The following is a 17598-nucleotide window of genomic DNA, read 5'->3' on the forward strand; positions in this document are numbered from 1 at the left end:
GTCGGCCTGTTGACAGCATGGTGGCAAGATGGCGCGTCGCGCGGAAAGGTTGTTGATCCTGCTGGACCTGCTGCGAGGCCGCCCGGTGGTAACGGCGGCCACCCTGGCGGAGGCTTTGGAGGTTTCCGCCCGCACGGTTTACCGCGACATCGAAGCGCTGCTAGCCGCCGGCGTTCCCATCCGGGGAGAGGCCGGCGTAGGCTTCAGCCTGGGCCAGGGCTATTTCCTGCCGCCCCTGACCCTGACGGAGGACGAAGCGGAGATCCTGGCCTTCGGCGCCCGGGTGCTGAGCATCTGGAGCGACGGCGCCATGGCCGCACAGGTGGAGATGGCGCTGACCAAGATCCGGGCCGTGCTGCCCCAGGCTGCCCGCGACAGCGCGGCGCGGGAGATCTTGTGGGCGCCCCCTTGGGTAACCCGCCACCCGCCCGCGGTGGACCTGCTGCAGTTGAAGCGCGCTGCCCAGCGGCGGCAGTACCTCCGCATCACCTATGAAACCCTGAACGGCACCCTGAGCGAGCGATCGGTGCGCCCCCTGTCGCTCAGCTTCTTCGGGCCTGTGTGGCTGCTGATCGCCTGGTGCGAATTGAAAGCGGACTTCCGCTGCTTCCGCTTGGACCGCCTGCGGGCTTCGGAGGTGCTGGAGCAGACCTTCCGGGATGAGCCGGGCAAGCGCCTGGCCGACTTCCGCCGCGCCAAGGGCGAGGCGGTGGTGCGGGAGATGGCCGGCAGCGGGGTTTAGTCCAGCGCCCGCAGCCGCACCGGCCGCTCCTGGCGCGACACCGGCAGTTGCGACAGGGTCAACGCGATGCGCCGGCGCAGGAATGGACTGCCGATGACCAAGGGCAGGATGTGGCGGCGCAGCAGCCGGCCCCACCAGCCCCCCGCCAGCAACCCGACCCGCGAGATGAGGTCGGTGCCGCGCAGCACGCCCCGCGCCACGGGCAGCCGGTCGCGGGCGTACCGGTCCAGCACGGCGTCCGCCTTGTCGGGGCCGGCCCGGCGCAGCGCCTCCGTCAGGCGGGCACCCAGGTTGAGGGCATCCTGGATGCCGGTGTTCATGCCTTGGCCGCCGGCCGGGCTGTGGATATGGGCGGCATCACCCGCCAGGAATACGCGGCCATGGCGCAGGCGCTTCACCATGCGGTGATGGATGGTGAAGCGGGTCAGCCACGTCGCCTCCCCCAGCGCCAGGGGCAGGCCGGACACGGCCCGGGCCAGGGTGGCGAAGGTGGCGAGGTCGATCTCCGCCCCCGTGCCCGGCGTTTCCTCCTTGGGGATCACCACCAGACGGCAGAGGGTGGGTCCGAGGGCGGCATTTGCCGGATCCTTCAGGGGAAGAAGGCCATGGCACCCGCCTCCGTGCTGAAGAAGCGGACGGAGTCGTGGCCCCAATGCGCCTGTTCCGGCCCCCAGTCCACGGTGACGTCGGCCAACAGGAAGGTGCCGGGGTAGGCGCCGCCGGCAAACTGGGCGCCCACCTGTCGGCGTACCACGCTATGGGCGCCGTCGCAGCCCACGACATAGGCGGCGCGCACCAACTCGACGGCGCCGTCGGGGCGCCGCACCTCGCACTGCACGCCGTCGCGGTCCTGCCGCAGGGCGGCCAGTTCGTGACTCCAGTCGATGGGCACGTCGAAAGCCGCCGCCTGCTCCGCCAGCAGGCGCTCCGTCTCCCCCTGCGGCAGCACCAGCACGAAGTTATAGGGGCTGGGCAGGCCGCCCAGGTCCACCGCAATGGGGGACCGCCGCTCGAGGTGGAAATGGACGGTGCGCACCGGCTGGCCCGTGGACACCATGCGGGCCGGCAGGCCCAGGCCGAACACGTCCGACAGGGCTTCCAGCGTGCCGGCGTGCACGCCCAGCGCCTTGGACTTCCGCGACCGTTCCGCCGCCTTGTCGATCATCCGCACGGCGATGCCGGTACGGCCCAGCATGGCGGCCAGCGCCAGGCCCGTGGGGCCGGCCCCGACCACCAGGACCTCCACATCCTTATCTTCGCTCAAGATTGCGTCCTCCCCCCATTCACAGGTCCTGGATCGCTTACTTCTTGTTAGTTCTTTGCCGATATGCTGCCTGCGTGCGCTTCCGCAGACGTCCCTTGGCAATAAGGTGCCGTTATATCAGGGAACCTTTATGTCAGGGGAAATTGTCCCGGGATTAAGGTGGACGGCCAACGGCACCTAAGGGTAAGCATGCATCTGGTTTGTTCTGCTGCCGAACCGGCAGTGCGGGGGAACCGGCGTTAGAGCGGAACGCGATCAGGTGGAGTCACCTGATCGTGTAAATCCGCTCTATCATGAACAGGTTTAGAGCAAGATGCGATCACAACTGATCGCATCTTGCTCTAAGGGATTGAAAGGGCGTTCAGTCGATGGAACAGGCGATCGTCACCGTCCAGAACCTCGCGGGCCTGGCGCAAAGCGCCCAGGCGGGCCTGCCGTTGGGCAAGGACGCCCTGCTGTTCGGTGAGGACGGCACCGTCCGGGTGAACAGCGACCGCTCCCCCTCCCGCCATCATTTCTACCTGGACGGCCTGCTGTTCCACGTCTCCATCACCCCGCGGCCCGAAAGCACCCTGTTCCAGATCTGGGCCGAAGTGGGCTTCATGCCCTACACCATCGAGGCGCCGGAGAAGCGCGCCAAGCTGCAGACCATCCTGCGCGCCACCGCCAGCCTGCGCACCGCCCGCTTCATCGTCGACGAACAGCAGAAGGTGCTGGTGCTGAGCCAGCAGGAGGTGCCGGGCCATGTCAGCCTGACCGACCTGATGTATGAGACGGTGCAGTTCATCCAGGAGGCTCGGCCCTACCTGCGGATATTCGGCAGTTATTTGTAAACAGACACGATATGCTGGCTATATTCGCCAACATTTTTTTAGTCGCCACATACGCAGCCATGGCCGTGGAATATGCCATGATCGCCGTTGCGATATTTTTAGCCAAAACAACAAGCGGCAAGATTGCCGCATACCTGCTGTCCTCCACTTGCGCCGGCTTTTCCATGCTGGTGGTGGCCGCCCTGAACCATCTTTCTGACAGCGAAATGGGACTTTGGTTTTATATTCCGGGCGCGGGCTTGGCCGTACCGCTCCTGCACGCCCTCGTCCACCTGGCTAATAAACTGGACGCGGCCCGGGCGGCACGCCTCAAATAGGACCGCCCAGGCTTAATCCCATCCCTCAGTGATGCCCACCGCCTGCCTGGCCCCCGCCCAACTGGCCCGTCGTGGTCGGCAGGATGAAGATCTGCCCCGGATAGATCAGGTTGGGATCGCGGATCTGGTCCTGGTTGGCGTCGAAGATGGTGGTGTACTGGATGCCCTCGCCATAGAGGTGGCGGGCCAGGGTCCACAGGTTGTTGCCGGCCACCACCACCACCGCGCGGCTGTCGCTGTCGGCGATGGGCTGCCGCTCGAAGGTCACCTCGGCGCGGGCCGCCACCTTGCCGTCCGCGCCCACCTGGTCGATGCGCAGGGTATAGCGACCGGGGTCGACCAGGCGTTCCGGGGTGATGGACCAGCGGCCGGCCAGGTCGGCGGTGGCGCGGCCCACCAGGGTATTGTCCAGGTACAGCTGCACCTCCGCCTTGGCCGGGGCGTCGCCGCCGACGGTGACGGCGCCGGCGCGGTTATAATCGATGGTGTCGATGGCCACAGCCAGCGACTTGTCGGTCTTACCCGGGGCCTGCAGCACCCGGCTGCCGCCCTGGCGCGGGGTGACGACGGCCAGGGCGCCGCCCGTCTCGTTCTGCTTGCGCCCGGCCACGTCGCGCTTGGCGTCCGGCACCACCAGGGTCACCGTCTCATCCGCCGCGACCTCGGTGCCTTCCGCCGTCTTCATCTTCAGGGACAGGGTGCGCGACCCTGGGGCCAGCGGCTGCGTAGGCGTCAACGCCCATTCACCGCGCTTGTCGGCGGTGACGGTGCCCAGTTCCTTCTCGCCATCGGAAATGGTGACGGTGGCGCCCGGCATGGCGCGGCCGGCGATGACCGCCGTGCCGTCGGGGCTGACGCGCACCACGTCGAAGGTGGGAACCGCGCTGGGGCCGGACGGGGCCTCGGCCGTGGCCGGGGCGGTGGCCTGCGTCGTGCCCGCGGTGCGGTCGGCCTGCATGTGGGACAAGCCCCAAACCAGCAGCGCCAGCGCGCCCACGCCGACAACGGCGGCAATGACCTTGTTTTGCGTCACAGTCGGTTCCTTTGCCATTATCCCGGCGGCCAGCCCCCGCCGCCGGTTTTATGAGCCCCCCAGATCGCATGGGGTTCACCCCCGGAATAGCCCGGTGGCGCCCACACGATCAAGCGCCGATGAGCGCCAGGTCAGGCGAAAGCGACCAATCCCGCCACCAAGCCAGCGGCCAGGGCGGCCAGCAGCGCCGCCCGCCCCAGGGGCGCCCAGCCCGAGCGCTCAACACCACCAGACGCGGCCCCGTCCGCTGGCAGGAAGGTAAGGCGCTTCCAGCCCGTGACCATGGGCCGCACCAGGTTCTCCCGCTTCACCACCAGATAGAACAGCACCGCCACGACATGGACGGCCACCACGACCTGGATCAGGGTGAAATTGGCATGGTGCAGGCGGCGGGCCAGCTTCGCGGCCGCCCCGCTGACCCGGTGGGCCAGCGGCCCCTCCTCCATGCCATCGTCATCCACGGCGAACAGGCCGGTGCCCACCTGGGCCAACAGCACCAGCAGCAGGACGACGACCGCCCAGCCGCCCAGGGCGTTATGCCCCCGCTCCAAGGGCAGCGGGCCGGGCGCCACCATGTGGCGCACATGGCGCGCCACCGCCGCCGGCCCCTTCAGGAAGCGGGCGAAGCGGGCCTGGTCGCTGCCCGCCACGCCCCAGAACAGGCGGAACAGCAACAGTGCTAGGGCGGCGTAGCCCAGCTTGAAATGCAGGGCCAGGTCATCGTGTGTGGCCGTCCACCACAGGCCGGCCAGATCGGCGACCAGCAGCCAGTGGAACAGCCGGATGGGCAGGTCCCAGACGGGGATGCGATCCCCCGGGGCCCCGCCCTGATCCGCGGGCGTCATGCCCGGCTTACTTCTTCTGACGATAGGTTTCGTGGCACTGCTTGCAGGTGCCGCCCACCGCCTGAACCGCCTGGCCGATGGCCGCCTTGTCGGCGTTGACGGGCAGATCCAGAACCTTGTCCAGCGCCTGGGCCATGGTGGTGAAGCCCTGGCGGAACTTGGCATTGTCCTGCCAGACGGCGGGCAGCGCCTCACTCTCGCCCACGCCCACGGCGGTGCCTTCGGTGAATTGGTCGGGCAGGCCCTTGGTCACGGCGGCCATGGCGGCGGCGGCGGCGGCCACATCCTGCGGCGTGCCCTTGTCGTCCTTGAGATAGCCCATGAACACCTTCATGCCGCCCCCCAGCTTCTTCATGTCCTGCTGGCGGGCCTTGACGATCTCGGTAGGGTCCAGGGCCGCGTGGGCGACGCTGCCGCCCAGCAGGGCCGCGGCGATGGCCAGGCCAGCGGCCAGGCGCGCGGCGCGGTGGGTATGGGGAACTTCACGAAAAGCACGCGGCATTCTATTCTCCTGCCCTGTCTGTAACCACGTATCCTAAGGCCTTGATCGTCCTGCGCTGGCCGGATGGCTTGCAGTCGACGCGCAAGGATGGTGTAACGGGCCGTCACCTGTCCGGCAAGCCCCGGCGCGTCGAGCCCCGCTGGCGGCACAAGTCGGACGGCGGCATCCCGGGCCGGAGGGGGCCTGGGTCGGAGGAGGATGGTTCCAGCGACCATCCAACCGACCCGTTCCATAAGGATGAGAGGAATGTCCAAGGTGCGTAGCGTCTGTGTCTATTGCGGGTCCTCGGGCCAGGTGTCTGAGGAATACAAGAAGGCCGCCCACGAGCTGGGCACGCTGATCGGCCGGACCGGCCTGCGGCTGGTCTATGGCGGCGGCCGCGTCGGCCTGATGGGCATCACCGCGGATGCCGCCCTGGCGGCGGGCGGCGAGGTCGTGGGCATCATCCCCGACCACATCCAGGCCCGCGAGGTCGACCATACCGGCCTGACCGAGCTGCATGTGGTCGACAGCATGCATACCCGCAAGCGCATGATGGTGGAGAAGTCCGATGCCTTCGTCATCATGCCCGGCGGCCTGGGCACCCTGGACGAGGCGTTCGAGATCATCACCTGGCGCCAGCTGCGGCTGCACGACAAGCCGGTGGTCGTCGCCAATATCGGCGGCTATTGGGACCCGTTGCGGACCCTGCTGACCCATATCCGCGACACCGGTTTCGGCCGGGGCGAGATCGAGACCTATTTCACCTTCGTCGACACGGTGGACGCCATCCTGCCGGCGCTGCGGCAGGCGCCGGACTCCGTGCAGAAGATCGCGGTGGAACGGCTGTAGGCCGTTTCAAGAGCGGGACACCGTTGCGGGGACCGCACGCCGGTTCCCCGCCCCGCTTGCTTGATCGCCGGGCCCGAATGGGCTCTTATACCGGCCGTCCGATAAAGATGGTCGTTTCTTACCCGGGAAACGGTTCTGGCATATCGAGGCGCGCGAGGATGCGGCGCCGGCTGTCATAAAAATTACCTATACGCAGAAGGCATTGAGAATGCAGAAGATCAAGGTTGCCAATCCCGTCGTCGAGCTTGATGGCGATGAGATGACCCGCATCATTTGGCAGTTCATCAAAGACAAGCTGATCCTGCCCTACCTCGACATTGACCTGAAGTACTTCGACCTGGGGATCGAGCATCGCGACGCCACCAACGACCAGGTGACCGTGGACGCGGCCGAGGCCATCAAGAAGTACGGCGTGGGCGTGAAGTGCGCCACCATCACCCCGGACGAGGCCCGCGTGGCCGAGTTCAGCCTGAAGAAGATGTGGAAGTCGCCCAACGGCACCATCCGCAACATCCTGGGCGGCACCGTCTTCCGTGAGCCCATCATCTGCAAGAACGTGCCGCGCCTGGTGCCGGGCTGGACCAAGCCCATCGTCATCGGCCGCCACGCCTTCGGCGACCAGTACCGCGCCACCGACTTCAAGGTGCCCGGCGCCGGCAAGCTGACCATGACCTTCACGCCCGACGACGGCGGCGAGGCCATCACCTACGACGTGTTCAAGTTCCCCGAGGCCGGTGTGGCCATGGGCATGTACAACCTGGACGAGTCGATCGCCGGCTTCGCCCGCGCCTGCTTCAACTACGGCCTGCAGCGCGGCTATCCGGTGTACCTGTCGACGAAGAACACCATCCTCAAGGCCTATGACGGCCGCTTCAAGGACATCTTCCAGGAAATCTTCGACGCCGAGTTCGCCGAGCGCTTCAAGGCCAAGGGCATCGTTTACGAGCACCGCCTGATCGACGACATGGTCGCCTCCGCCCTGAAGTGGGACGGCGCCTTCGTCTGGGCCTGCAAGAACTACGACGGCGACGTGCAGTCCGACACGGTGGCCCAAGGCTTCGGCTCGCTGGGCCTGATGACCTCCGTGCTGCTGACCCCCGATGGCAAGACCGTGGAGGCCGAGGCCGCCCACGGCACGGTGACCCGCCACTATCGTGAGCACCAGAAGGGCCGCCCCACCTCCACCAACCCCATCGCCTCCATCTTCGCCTGGACGCAAGGGTTGTCCTATCGCGGCCAGTTCGACGGCACGCCGGAGGTCACCAACTTCGCCAAGACGCTGGAGAAGGTGTGCGTGGAGACGGTCGAATCCGGCTTCATGACCAAGGACCTGGCCATCCTGATCGGCCCGGACCAGCCCTGGCTGACCACCCAGGACTTCCTGGCCAAGCTGGACGAGAACCTGCGCAAGGCCATGGGCTTCGACGCCTGAGGCCTCTTGACGGTTCCGACGTGACGGAAACGCCGGGCGGCACCCACCGCCCGGCGTTTTCTTTGGCCAGAAGGGATGCTTGTCATCGGCGACCTTGAGCCGGGCGCGTTTAACCGGAAACGCGCCCGGTTCTAAGTTCTTGTTCAGCGAGCGGATTCACGCTCCAAAGCGATTCCGCTTTTCCGCGATCCGCTCTTGCCGGCCGCATCCACCCTCTGCGAGGTTTAGGCATCTGGCGCGCTTGCGCCCCCCGCTCAAACATGGATTTTCCAGCCATGTTGATCGATCGATTAAATCTGTGGGTCATCAATCGGCTGCAGCACCTGAGAGAGCAGCGTCGCGGCAAGATGACGATCAGTACCGCCGGCCTCATCATTCAGAAGAAGGGGCAGAACCACCAGGTGGCTTGGACGGCGATAGAAAGCATCATCGCGAAGCGCACGGATCATATGGTTGGTGATACCATCAGCCTCACCATAACCACCCGTGACGGGCTGACAGCCCAGGCAACTGAAGATGATGCCGAATGGTCCGCCCTTATCGCGGGCATCTCGGACCATCTGGTGGGATGCCTCCCCTACGCCCGTTGGGCCTTGGCCCTCGTGGCCGGCGAGGTAACCATACCCGTCTACCGGCGCGGCGCCGTGCCCGACCTCTGAGCCCCCCAAAAGCAAAACCCCCGCCGTCGCCGGCGGGGGTTTGCTCATGCGTCGCGTGTAAGACGCGGCCTCAGGCCATGACCAGCTTGCGCTCGTCATCCCGCTTCTTGGCGGGCTGATAGGCCATCTGCGCGTGTTCGCGGCAATAGGGCATGCCGGGCAGCGAGGGGCAGCCGCAGAAATGGAAATCGGCGTGCTTGGGATCGCCCACCGGCCATTTGCACATGCGCTCGTTCAGCGACAGGATGGTGGCGCCCCGCGTGGGCTTCTTCTTGATGGGCGACGGCCGGCCCGACAGGCCCAGCCGGTGCGCCTTGCCGATCACCGCGTTGCGGGTGACGTTGCCCAGCACCTCGGCGATCTCGCTGGCGCTCATGCCCTGGCCCCACAACTGGCGCAGGCGCTCGATCCGCTCGTCCGTCCAACTCATCGACGCTTTTTCTTCTTCCATCGAAAGCCCTCGCTCCTTAGCCCCCGAGATCGGCGGGCGCAACAGTATGCTGTCACCGCCGAGCGCCCCGCTCCAGCAGTCGATACCGGGAAATTCCCATCAACAAGATTTGGTATCGAGATGCGAGGGAGACTACCAAACTTGCCAAAGCCTGAACAGGTGATTCCGACTCGTTTTTTGTCTGCGGATACAGAATCCGGCAGCCCGAGGCGGCGCCAGCCTTTCCATTCCCGCATCCCTCTCCTTAGTGGGTATATCCCTGGAATAGACACCATGGCTGGTGCGTCAGTATCACCCCGCCCCCGTTAAAAGGGGATTAAGGGACCACAAGGGACACCAGGCCGGCGGGCACGGGATTCGCGCCCACCGGCCTGGGAACCACGAACCTTACTGGCCGGCGGCGGCGGAGAAGCCGTTGGCGCCGTCGAAGGTGTAGAGGTTGGAACTCTGGACGAAGTCCAGGCCCTCCTTGGCGACGCGGGCCAGCAGCTCGGCCACCTGGCCGTGCTTCAGTTCCTCGGCCCCGTCGGCCATGACGCGGCAGCGCCAATGGTCGGTGCAGAAGGTTTCCGGCGCGCCATCCGGCCACACCTTCTGGCCACGGTTGGACACCATCACCAGCTTCAGGCCGGCCGGGAGCAGCGGCTGGAACAGCGCGGCCATGTCGTCGCCGGTGCCGCCCTTGCGCTCCAGGAACACGTCCACGCCCACCAGTTTCTTGGTCTGCGCCGGGGCGCCCTTCAGGGCGATGCCGCTGAAGCTGCTGGCCACACCGGCCGGGTAGCTGGCGGGCACCAGGGTGGCCGGGCGCTCGCCCAGGCGGTCGATCAGGTTGGCGGCGAAGTCACGGGTGCCGATACGGGCCTTACTGACGCCGCGCTTGAAGATGTCGACGGTGTGGATGCCGTCCTCGATCATCTTCAGCCAGGCGTTATGGATGCGCTCGGCCGCTTCCGACTGGCCGATGTGGACCAGCATCATGACCGAGGCCAGCAGCAGGCCCGACGGATTGGCGATGCCCTTGCCGGCGATGGTGGGGGCGGAGCCGTGGATGGCCTCGAACATGGCGCACTGGTCACCGATGTTGGAGGAGCCGGCCAGGCCGACCGAGCCGGTGATCTGGGCGGCGATGTCGGAGATGATGTCGCCGTACAGGTTCAGCGTGACGATGACGTCGAAGTGCTCCGGCGTGTCCGCCAGGCGGGCGGCGCCGATGTCGACGATCATGCTCTCCGCCTCGATGTCCGGGTACTCGGCGGCGATCTCGTCGAAGACCCGATGGAACAGGCCATCGGAGATCTTCATGATGTTGTCCTTCACGAAGGCCGTCACCTTGCGGCGATGGTTGGCCCGCGCGTATTCGAAGGCGTAGCGGATGATCTTTTCCGAGCCGGGGCGGGAGATCAGCTTCACCGCCTGGGTCACGTCCTGCGTCTGGCGGTATTCGATGCCGGCGTACAGATCTTCCTCGTTCTCACGCACGATGACCACGTCCATGGACGGGTGCTTGGTGGCGACGAAGGGGGAGTAGGAGACGCAGGGGCGGATGTTGGCGTATAGGCCCAGGGCGCCGCGAATGGTCACGTTCAGCGACTTGTAGCCGCCGCCCTGCGGGGTGGTGATGGGGGCCTTCAGGAACACCTTGGTGCGGCGCAGGCTGTCCCAGGCGCTGGGTTCCATGCCGTTCATGATGCCCCGGCGATAGACGCTCTCGCCGATCTGGATTTCCTCATATTCGAGGTTGGCGCCGCTGGCGGCCAACACCTCGAGGGTGGCGTCCATGATCTCGGGGCCGATACCGTCGCCGCGGGCGATGGTGATCTTGGTCGGAGAATTCATCTTCTCTTTCATCCTTGGCACTGGCGCCTTTCCCCAACCATCGGGGGACATGGCGCGGTTTGGGGCCGCCCCCGCGACAGGCCGCGGCATCCCGGGTCAAAATTTTTGACCCGGGCGGACACTATGCCGGGACACTCTGCGGGGCAACTGTGCTTTGGGCGCCCCTGCCCCTCGGGACTTGCGGGGACGGTGCCAAGAAACGTTAATAAATCAATGGCTAAGTTCCCGCATGCCCGCCTCCAGCCCTTGCAGGGTCAAGGGGTACATGCGGCCTTCCATCAAATTTTTAATCAGGCCGATGCTGGCGGTGTAGGGCCAATGCCCCTCGCTCACCGGGTTCAGCCAAATGGCGCGGCGGTAGACGTCCAGCAGGCGCCGCAGCCACACCTGCCCCGCCTCCGCGTTCCAATGCTCCACCGCCCCGCCGGGGTGGGTGATCTCATAGGGGCTCATGCTGGCGTCGCCCACGAAGATCAGCTTGTAGTCCGCCGGGTAGGTGTGCAGCACGTCGACGGTCGACATCTGTTCCGTCCGGCGGCGCCGGTTGTCCTTCCACACCCCCTCATAGACGCAGTTGTGGAAGTAGAAATACTCCAGGTGCTTGAACTCCCCCTTGGCGGCGGAGAACAACTCCTCGCACAGGCGGATGTGGTCGTCCATGGAGCCGCCCACATCCAGGAACAGCAGCACCTTGACGGCGTTGTGCCGCTCGGGGCGCAGCTTCAGGTCCAGATGGCCGGCGTTGGCGGCGGTGGCGCGGATGGTGTCGGGCAGGTCCAGCACCTCGGCGGCGCCGGTGCGGGCGAACTTGCGCAGGCGGCGCAGCGCCACCTTGATGTTGCGGGTGCCCAATTCCACCGTATCGTCCAGGTTGCGGAACTCGCGCCGGTCCCAGACCTTCACGGCGCGGCGGTGGCGGCTGCCCTCCTGCCCGATGCGCACGCCCTCGGGATTGTAGCCATAGGCGCCGAAGGGGGAGGTGCCGGCCGTGCCGATCCATTTGGACCCGCCCTGATGGCGCCCCTGCTGCTCCTTCAGGCGCTGGGCCAATGTCTCCATCAGCTTTTCCCAGCCGCCCAGGGCCTGGATCTGCGCCTTCTCCTCTTCGGTTAGATGGCGCTCGGCCAGCTTGCGCAGCCATTCCTCGGGCAGGTCACGGGTGGCAACCTCACCACCCTCCCCGCCCGCGGCCGTTTCCAGCCCCTTGAACACCTGGCCGAAGACGATGTCGAACCGGTCCAGGTTGCGCTCATCCTTGACCAGGATGGTGCGGGACAGGTGGTAGAAATCCTCCACGCTGTAGCCCGCGACATGGGCCGACATAGCCTCCATCAAGGCCAGGTATTCCCGCAGGGTGACGGGAATACGGGCCTGGCGCAGCTGGAAGAAGAAGGTGGAGAACATGGGCCGTCAGGGGGCTGGGAACGCGTCCGGGTCCTGAAATGTACGACAGCCCGCGTAACCCAGCCAGGAAAGAAGGCCCAGGAATGCCGTTCACGGACGACGGTGCGGCGCCAGCCCCAGGATATCCGCGACATCCACGGTGAACTTCAGCCCGACGACGACGGCATCCTGGGGATTGTCGCGGGTGAAGGGATGGCCGGTGACGTCGGGGTTGATGATGTATTGCAGGTTGGGCGAGAGGCGCACGCTGTGCGTGACCTGCATCCCGTAGGCCAGTTCCATCATCACCTCATGCCGGGCGGGCGCCACGGTGCTGCCGACACTGGCCCGGGCCGCGGCGATGCGGGCCAAGGTCAGGTCGCTGAATTGCTGGTCGGTGACGACGAAGCCCAGGGTGTCCTGGTCCCGCCCCTCGAACAGGCCGGTCTGCACCACGCCCAGGGCGTAGTAGCGATCCTCGACCGCGCGGCCCGAGACGCTGGCCATCGCCACACCAAAGACGGACAGGGTCCGCGCGGGATAGGCGGAGGAGCGCCAGACGACCTGATCAAACCGGCCGAACGCACCCCAGCGCCCCCGTTCGGTCACGCCGGGCTGCCCCGTCAGCACGGACGGGCGGCCGGACGCGTCGTTCAAGGGATCGGCATAGGTCGAGCTGTCGTACCAGCCGCCCACCTGGTAATGGCCGGGCTGGGTGGACGCCTTGCCGCCCGGCGCGTAGCCCAGTTCGAACGGCACGACCACGCCGGTGGCGCCGTCCGTGCTGAAATGCAGGCCGTGGCCGGTGGGGGACTGATCCCGGGGATTGGCCTCATAGGCGCCGACATGGGCGTACACGGTATCGGTCAGCTCCGCCTTGACCCGCCCCGCCCAACTGCTACCGGGCGCCGAGGTGTAGTTGCTGACATGGTTCACGAACACCGGGTTGCCGCAGATGGCGTTGGTCTGGAAGTGGCAGTACAGGGGGCCGTTCAGGAAGGAGGCGTTGGCCACCATGCGGCCCGCCTCCATATCCACGCGACCGTCGAGCAGCTTTTTTTCCAGGGTCAAGGTCAACAGGTGCAAGTTCTGCAGGCCATAGACCTCCTGCACCGAGGTGTTGTTGCCGATGGCGTCGGCGGCAAGGTTGCGGCCATGGCGTTGGGTCAGCGCCGCGTGGAGGACGGTGGCATCCAAACCCAGGATGCGCTCCAGATCGGCATCGACGCCGGCATGAACCTGGCCGGCATAGGCGCTGCCCTGACGCAGTCCGCCACTGGGATTGGCCGCCGCCTCCCCGGTGTAGTCCAAAGCCAGGGACAAGCCGGCGTTGGCGAGGCGATCGCCCAGGGCCGGAGCGTCCGGAGTTTCAGCGGCGCCCGCCAGGACGGGCATGAACAAGCCGGCGCTCAACAGCAAGCCGGCGATAGGGGACAAGGAATACGGGCGCATGGGAACTCCACCGTCCACTGGACGAAGCGGGGGCTTGGACGCGCCCGCCAGGGGCGCGCCTTCGCCAGGAGAAAGGAAAGGACAGGGGAAAGGGAGCGAAGGGCCCCCGGCCTCAGGCGGCGCGGATTTCCCGCAGGAAGCTGTCCACCTGCTGCTTCAGCAGCTCACCGTTCTTGCTGAGGTCGTTGGCGGCCGAATGCACCTCACCGGCGCCAACACCGGTTTCCTGCGCCGCATCGCTGACTTGCGCGATGGTCTGGGACACGTCGTTGGTCCCCTGAGCCGCCTGCTGGACGTTGCGCGTGATCTCGTTCGTGGTCGCCGCCTGCTCCTCCACCGCCGAGGCGATGGTGGTCGAGGCTTGGCTGACCTGGTTGATGATCTCCGCGATGCCCTGGATGGACTTGGCCGACGTTTCCGTCGCCGCCTGCATGCCGGCGATCTGCGCCCGGATTTCATCCGTCGCCTGCGCCGTCTGATTGGCCAGGGACTTGACCTCGGACGCGACGATGGCGAAGCCCTTGCCGGCGTCGCCGGCGCGCGCCGCCTCGATGGTCGCGTTCAAGGCCAGCAGGTTGGTGCGGCTGGCGATGTCGTTGATCAGCGTCACCACCTCGCCGATGCGTTGCGCCGACTGCATCAGGCCCTGCACCTCGGCATTGGTGCGGTCGGCTTGGCCGACGGCGCTGGAAATCATCTGCGTGGACCGCGACACCTGCGCCGTGATCTCCTGGATGGAGGCGGACAGTTCCTCCGTGGCCGCCGCCACCGTCTGCACGTTCTGCGTCGCCTGCATGGAGGCCGCCGCCACCGTGCCCGCCTGGCGGGCGACGTTGTCCGACGAGGAACTCAGGGTCTGCGCCGTGGCCAGCAACTCAGTGGCTTGGGCCGTGACGCCGTTGACGATGCCGCCCACGCGGTTCTCGAAGGCGCTGGCCAGGTCCAGCATCGCCTGACGGCGTTCCTTCTCCGCCCGCTGCTTCAGCGCCTCCTGCTCCGACCGCAGGCGCTCCGCCTCGATCATGTTGTCCTTGAACACACCGACCGCCTGGGCCATGCCGCCAATCTCGTCCTGACGCTCGCGCGCCGGGATGTCCACGCCGGTGTTGCCACCGGCCAGCGTCTGCATCGCGGCCGTCATGTCGACGATGGGTTTGGCCACGGCGCGGGTCAGGCTCCACGCCATGATCATAGCCAGAAGAACCGACAGGCCGCTGCTGACCAGGGCCACGGTGGTCGCCGTGCTCAACGCATCAGCCTGGAGCACGGCGCGCTGCCCCAGCAGGTCACGTTCCACCTTGTCCATTTCCGCGACCTTGGCGCGGATCGCGTCCATGGACGCCTTGCCAGCGCCGCTCGCCTCCAGCTTGCGGGCCTGTTCCACCGTTTCCGGCTTGCCCATCAGGGCGATTTCCTTTTCCGCCACATCCTGGCGCCACGTCTGCTCATAGCGGCGCACATCATCCAGGCGCGCCTGCTGGGCGGCATTGTCCGCGGTCAGGGACTTCACCTCCGCGAAGGCCGCGTCAAACGCCGTCTTGCCCTTATGGTAAGGTTCCAGGAATTTGGGATCGGTGCCGACCAGATAGCCGCGCAGCCCCGTTTCGCCATCGACCATGGCCGCCATGACGGTGTTGAGCCGCTCCAGCACCTTATAGGTATGGTCCGTCCACCGCGTCGTGTCCTGGATGGTGGACAGCGCGCGATAGTTGATGCCGGAGGCGATGAGCGTAACGGCGACGATGAGCGCGAAGGCGGCCGCCAGCTTCCGCCCCACCTTCATGGACGATAGGAAACCCATAACCGTAATCCTTTCAGGCCATAACATTTGGCTGAGTTCTATAGCTCTGAGGATTAACGGAATGATAACACTCCCAAGGGATTCCCACGATTCATCAATATACTGAAGCATATATAAAATTCATCTCGGATGAATGTTATTCACTGTCTTATTACTTCGCAGTGAATTTGCTAAAAACTCAAAATTCAACAAATAGAAATACATATGTATGTTGATAATACAGTCAGAAAAGCCGAGAAAACAGCGAACAAGGAGAACTATTGATAAATAAACACCCCAAATGTTCCATCCAACGCTGACCACGATCGCCCCACCCGGCTACTGGCCAAGGTCGGGTGTTTGCAAGAGCGGGGCATCAAGCAATGAGGGCCATGGCGCCCCTCAAGGGAATGCGCCATGGCCTCATTGCGGCAGACATGACCGCCGTCTCAGGCGGCGCGGATTTCCCGCAGGAAGCTGTCCACCTGCTGCTTCAGCAGTTCACCGTTCTTGCTGAGGTCGTTGGCGGCCGAGTGGACCTCGCCGGCGGCACCGCCGGTTTCCTGCGCCGCGTCGCTGACTTGCCCAATGGTCTGGGAGACGTCGTTGGTCCCCTGGGCCGCCTGCTGGACGTTGCGCGTGATCTCGTTCGTGGTCGCGGCCTGTTCCTCCACCGCCGAGGCGATGGTGGTGGAGGCTTGATTGACCTGGTTGATGATCTCCGCGATGCCCTGGATGGATTTGGCCGACGTTTCCGTCGCCGCCTGCATGCCGGCGATCTGCGCCCGGATTTCGTCCGTCGCCTGCGCCGTCTGGGTGGCCAGGGACTTGACCTCCGACGCGACGATGGCGAAGCCCTTGCCGGCGTCGCCGGCGCGCGCCGCCTCGATGGTCGCGTTCAGGGCCAGCAGGTTGGTGCGGCTGGCGATGTCGTTGATCAGGGTCACCACCTCCCCGATGCGCAGGGCCGATTGCATCAGGCCCTGCACCTCGGCATTGGTGCGGTCGGCCTCGGTGACGGCGTTGGAAATCATCTGGGTCGTGCGGGACACCTGCGCCGTGATTTCCTGGATGGAGGCGGACAGTTCTTCCGTGGCCGCCGCCACCGTCTGCACATTCTGCGTCGCCTGCAGGGAGGCCGCCGCCACCGTGCCCGCCTGGCGGGCGACGTTGTCGGATGAGGCGTTGAGCGTCTGCGCCGTGGCCAGCAACTCGGTGGCCTGCGACGTCACACCGTTGACGATGCCGCCCACGCGGTTCTCGAAGGCGCTGGCCAGGTCCAGCATCGCCTGGCGCCGTTCCTTCTCGGCCCGCTGCTTCAGCGCCTCCTGCTCCGACCGCAGGCGCTCCGCCTCGATCATGTTGTCCTTGAACACACCGACGGCCTGGGCCATGCCGCCAATCTCGTCCTGGCGCTCGCGCGCCGGGATGTCGACCCCGGTGTCACCGTCCGCCAAGCGCTTCATGACGGCGGTCATGGTCACGACCGGCGTGGCCACGGCGCGGGTCAGGCCCAGGGCCATGAGGACCGCCAACAGAATGGACAAGCCGCTGCTGCCCAGCGCCACGGCGGTCGCCGTGCTGAGCGCGCCCGCCTGAAGCTCGGCGCGCTGCGCCATTAGATCGCGTTCCACCTTGTCGATTTCGGCCACCTTGGCGCGGATCGCGTCCATGGAGGCCTTGCCGGCCCCGCTGGCCTCCAGCTTGCGGGCCTGCTCCACCGTTTCCGGCTTGCCCATCAGGGCGATTTCCTTCTCGGCCACCTCCCGGCGCCATGTCTGTTCATGGCGGCGCAAATCATCCAGGCGCGCCTGCTGCGCTGGATTGTCCGCCGTCAGGGATTTCATCTCCGCGAAGGCCGCGTCGAACGCCGCCTGGCCTTTCTGATAGGGGGCCAGGAATTTGGTGTCGGCGCCGATGAGATAGCCGCGCAGCCCCGTTTCCCCGTCCACCATGGCCGTCATGGCGTCGCTAAGCCGTTCCAGCACCCTGTAGGTGTGCTCCGCCCACCCCGTCGTATCGCGGATGGTGGATAAGGCCCGATAGTTGATGCCGGAAGCGATGAGCGTAACGGCAACGATGACCGAAAACGCGGCCGCCAGCTTTCGCCCCACGCTTAATGCGGAAAGAAAATTCGTCATATTAGCCCCATCACGTGTGTTGAGGCTTATGGGTTACCCCTCAAGGGTTAATAACCCACTAATTTGCTATAATTTTAGATAATTAATCATATTT

The 17598-nt window shown here is 65.9% G+C and carries 17 protein-coding genes; 6 read left to right on the forward strand and 11 right to left on the reverse strand.

Translation table 11 applies throughout. The annotated features are described in order from the left end of the window. The first annotated feature begins 28 nt into the window (after nt 1-28). Complete coding sequence (locus UCD39_RS14910) at nt 29-742, forward strand: helix-turn-helix transcriptional regulator (protein ID WP_145733736.1); 714 nt, start codon at nt 29-31, stop codon at nt 740-742. Here UCD39_RS14910 and UCD39_RS14915 read toward each other — a convergent pair. Continuing rightward, nucleotides 739-1287, reverse strand: a complete 549-nt coding sequence (locus UCD39_RS14915) for an FAD-dependent monooxygenase (RefSeq protein ID WP_330496757.1) — start codon at nt 1285-1287, stop codon at nt 739-741. The two genes, UCD39_RS14910 and UCD39_RS14915, sit on opposite strands and share 4 nt — an antisense overlap. A gap of 44 nt (nt 1288-1331) precedes the next feature. Further along, nucleotides 1332-2006 (reverse strand): FAD-dependent monooxygenase, encoded by a 675-nt coding sequence (locus tag UCD39_RS14920; RefSeq protein WP_330496758.1) that lies wholly within the window; start codon nt 2004-2006, stop codon nt 1332-1334. Between the two features lie 368 nt (nt 2007-2374). Here UCD39_RS14920 and UCD39_RS14925 point away from each other — a divergent pair, with 368 nt between their 5' ends. Both UCD39_RS14925 and UCD39_RS14930 read left to right on the forward strand, forming a co-directional pair. Beyond that, nucleotides 2375-2839, forward strand: a complete 465-nt coding sequence (locus UCD39_RS14925; RefSeq protein ID WP_330496759.1) for a hypothetical protein — start codon at nt 2375-2377, stop codon at nt 2837-2839. 77 nt (nt 2840-2916) lie between these two features. Beyond that, a complete protein-coding gene (locus UCD39_RS14930; RefSeq protein ID WP_330496760.1) occupies nt 2917-3156 on the forward strand; it encodes a hypothetical protein in 240 nt (79 codons plus the stop codon). Nucleotides 3157-3181: 25 nt separating this feature from the next. Here the strand turns inward: UCD39_RS14930 and UCD39_RS14935 are convergent, their stop codons facing one another. The 3 genes from UCD39_RS14935 to UCD39_RS14945 form a co-directional block, all read right to left on the reverse strand. Next, on the reverse strand, nt 3182-4189 hold the full coding sequence (locus tag UCD39_RS14935; protein WP_330496761.1) for a LysM peptidoglycan-binding domain-containing protein: 1008 nt from the start codon (nt 4187-4189) through the stop codon (nt 3182-3184). A gap of 131 nt (nt 4190-4320) precedes the next feature. Further along, nucleotides 4321-5034 carry a cytochrome b/b6 domain-containing protein gene (locus UCD39_RS14940; protein WP_330496762.1) on the reverse strand — a complete coding sequence of 238 codons (714 nt, stop codon included), beginning with the start codon at nt 5032-5034 and terminating at the stop codon, nt 4321-4323. 7 nt (nt 5035-5041) lie between these two features. Then, nucleotides 5042-5536 (reverse strand): c-type cytochrome, encoded by a 495-nt coding sequence (locus UCD39_RS14945; RefSeq protein WP_330496763.1) that lies wholly within the window; start codon nt 5534-5536, stop codon nt 5042-5044. A 246-nt stretch (nt 5537-5782) separates the two neighbouring features. On the opposite strand from UCD39_RS14945, the gene UCD39_RS14950 reads away from it, so the two are divergent. The 3 genes from UCD39_RS14950 (at nt 5783) to UCD39_RS14960 (ending at nt 8458) form a co-directional block, all read left to right on the forward strand. Continuing rightward, nucleotides 5783-6367, forward strand: a complete 585-nt coding sequence (locus UCD39_RS14950; protein ID WP_330496764.1) for an LOG family protein — start codon at nt 5783-5785, stop codon at nt 6365-6367. 208 nt (nt 6368-6575) lie between these two features. After that, nucleotides 6576-7799, forward strand: coding sequence for an NADP-dependent isocitrate dehydrogenase (locus tag UCD39_RS14955; protein ID WP_145733743.1), 1224 nt, complete (start codon nt 6576-6578; stop codon nt 7797-7799). A gap of 275 nt (nt 7800-8074) precedes the next feature. Continuing rightward, the gene (locus UCD39_RS14960) at nt 8075-8458 is read left to right on the forward strand and encodes a hypothetical protein (protein ID WP_330496765.1); all 384 of its coding nucleotides are present in this window, start codon (nt 8075-8077) and stop codon (nt 8456-8458) included. Nucleotides 8459-8528: 70 nt separating this feature from the next. Here UCD39_RS14960 and UCD39_RS14965 read toward each other — a convergent pair whose 3' ends face one another. The 6 genes from UCD39_RS14965 to UCD39_RS14990 form a co-directional block, all read right to left on the reverse strand. Beyond that, nucleotides 8529-8888 carry a GcrA family cell cycle regulator gene (locus UCD39_RS14965; protein ID WP_145733745.1) on the reverse strand — a complete coding sequence of 120 codons (360 nt, stop codon included), beginning with the start codon at nt 8886-8888 and terminating at the stop codon, nt 8529-8531. A 408-nt stretch (nt 8889-9296) separates the two neighbouring features. Beyond that, nucleotides 9297-10748 (reverse strand): NADP-dependent isocitrate dehydrogenase, encoded by a 1452-nt coding sequence (locus UCD39_RS14970; protein WP_330496766.1) that lies wholly within the window; start codon nt 10746-10748, stop codon nt 9297-9299. 210 nt (nt 10749-10958) lie between these two features. Further along, a complete protein-coding gene (locus tag UCD39_RS14975) occupies nt 10959-12152 on the reverse strand; it encodes a vWA domain-containing protein (protein WP_330496767.1) in 1194 nt (397 codons plus the stop codon). A 90-nt stretch (nt 12153-12242) separates the two neighbouring features. Beyond that, on the reverse strand, nt 12243-13583 hold the full coding sequence (locus tag UCD39_RS14980) for a carbohydrate porin (protein WP_330496768.1): 1341 nt from the start codon (nt 13581-13583) through the stop codon (nt 12243-12245). A 112-nt stretch (nt 13584-13695) separates the two neighbouring features. Then, nucleotides 13696-15384: a methyl-accepting chemotaxis protein gene (locus tag UCD39_RS14985; protein WP_330496769.1), complete on the reverse strand. Its 1689-nt coding sequence runs from the start codon at nt 15382-15384 to the stop codon at nt 13696-13698. A gap of 428 nt (nt 15385-15812) precedes the next feature. Beyond that, nucleotides 15813-17477, reverse strand: coding sequence for a methyl-accepting chemotaxis protein (locus UCD39_RS14990; RefSeq protein ID WP_330496770.1), 1665 nt, complete (start codon nt 17475-17477; stop codon nt 15813-15815). Nucleotides 17478-17598 lie beyond the last annotated feature (121 nt).

The sequence above is a fragment of the Nitrospirillum karajorum genome (genome assembly GCF_036348415.1).
In the GTDB taxonomy this organism is placed as follows: Bacteria; Pseudomonadota; Alphaproteobacteria; order Azospirillales; family Azospirillaceae; genus Nitrospirillum; species Nitrospirillum amazonense_B.

Coding starts and splice junctions, on each gene's coding strand:
- UCD39_RS14910 (WP_145733736.1), top strand. CDS start 29: ATGGCGCGTCGCGCGGAAAGGTTGTTGATCCTGCTGGACCTGCTGCGA.
- UCD39_RS14925 (WP_330496759.1), top strand. CDS start 2,375: ATGGAACAGGCGATCGTCACCGTCCAGAACCTCGCGGGCCTGGCGCAA.
- UCD39_RS14930 (WP_330496760.1), top strand. CDS start 2,917: ATGATCGCCGTTGCGATATTTTTAGCCAAAACAACAAGCGGCAAGATT.
- UCD39_RS14940 (WP_330496762.1), bottom strand. CDS start 5,034: ATGACGCCCGCGGATCAGGGCGGGGCCCCGGGGGATCGCATCCCCGTC.
- UCD39_RS14945 (WP_330496763.1), bottom strand. CDS start 5,536: ATGCCGCGTGCTTTTCGTGAAGTTCCCCATACCCACCGCGCCGCGCGC.
- UCD39_RS14950 (WP_330496764.1), top strand. CDS start 5,783: ATGTCCAAGGTGCGTAGCGTCTGTGTCTATTGCGGGTCCTCGGGCCAG.
- UCD39_RS14955 (WP_145733743.1), top strand. CDS start 6,576: ATGCAGAAGATCAAGGTTGCCAATCCCGTCGTCGAGCTTGATGGCGAT.
- UCD39_RS14960 (WP_330496765.1), top strand. CDS start 8,075: ATGTTGATCGATCGATTAAATCTGTGGGTCATCAATCGGCTGCAGCAC.
- UCD39_RS14965 (WP_145733745.1), bottom strand. CDS start 8,888: ATGAGTTGGACGGACGAGCGGATCGAGCGCCTGCGCCAGTTGTGGGGC.
- UCD39_RS14970 (WP_330496766.1), bottom strand. CDS start 10,748: ATGAATTCTCCGACCAAGATCACCATCGCCCGCGGCGACGGTATCGGC.
- UCD39_RS14975 (WP_330496767.1), bottom strand. CDS start 12,152: ATGTTCTCCACCTTCTTCTTCCAGCTGCGCCAGGCCCGTATTCCCGTC.
- UCD39_RS14980 (WP_330496768.1), bottom strand. CDS start 13,583: ATGCGCCCGTATTCCTTGTCCCCTATCGCCGGCTTGCTGTTGAGCGCC.
- UCD39_RS14985 (WP_330496769.1), bottom strand. CDS start 15,384: ATGGGTTTCCTATCGTCCATGAAGGTGGGGCGGAAGCTGGCGGCCGCC.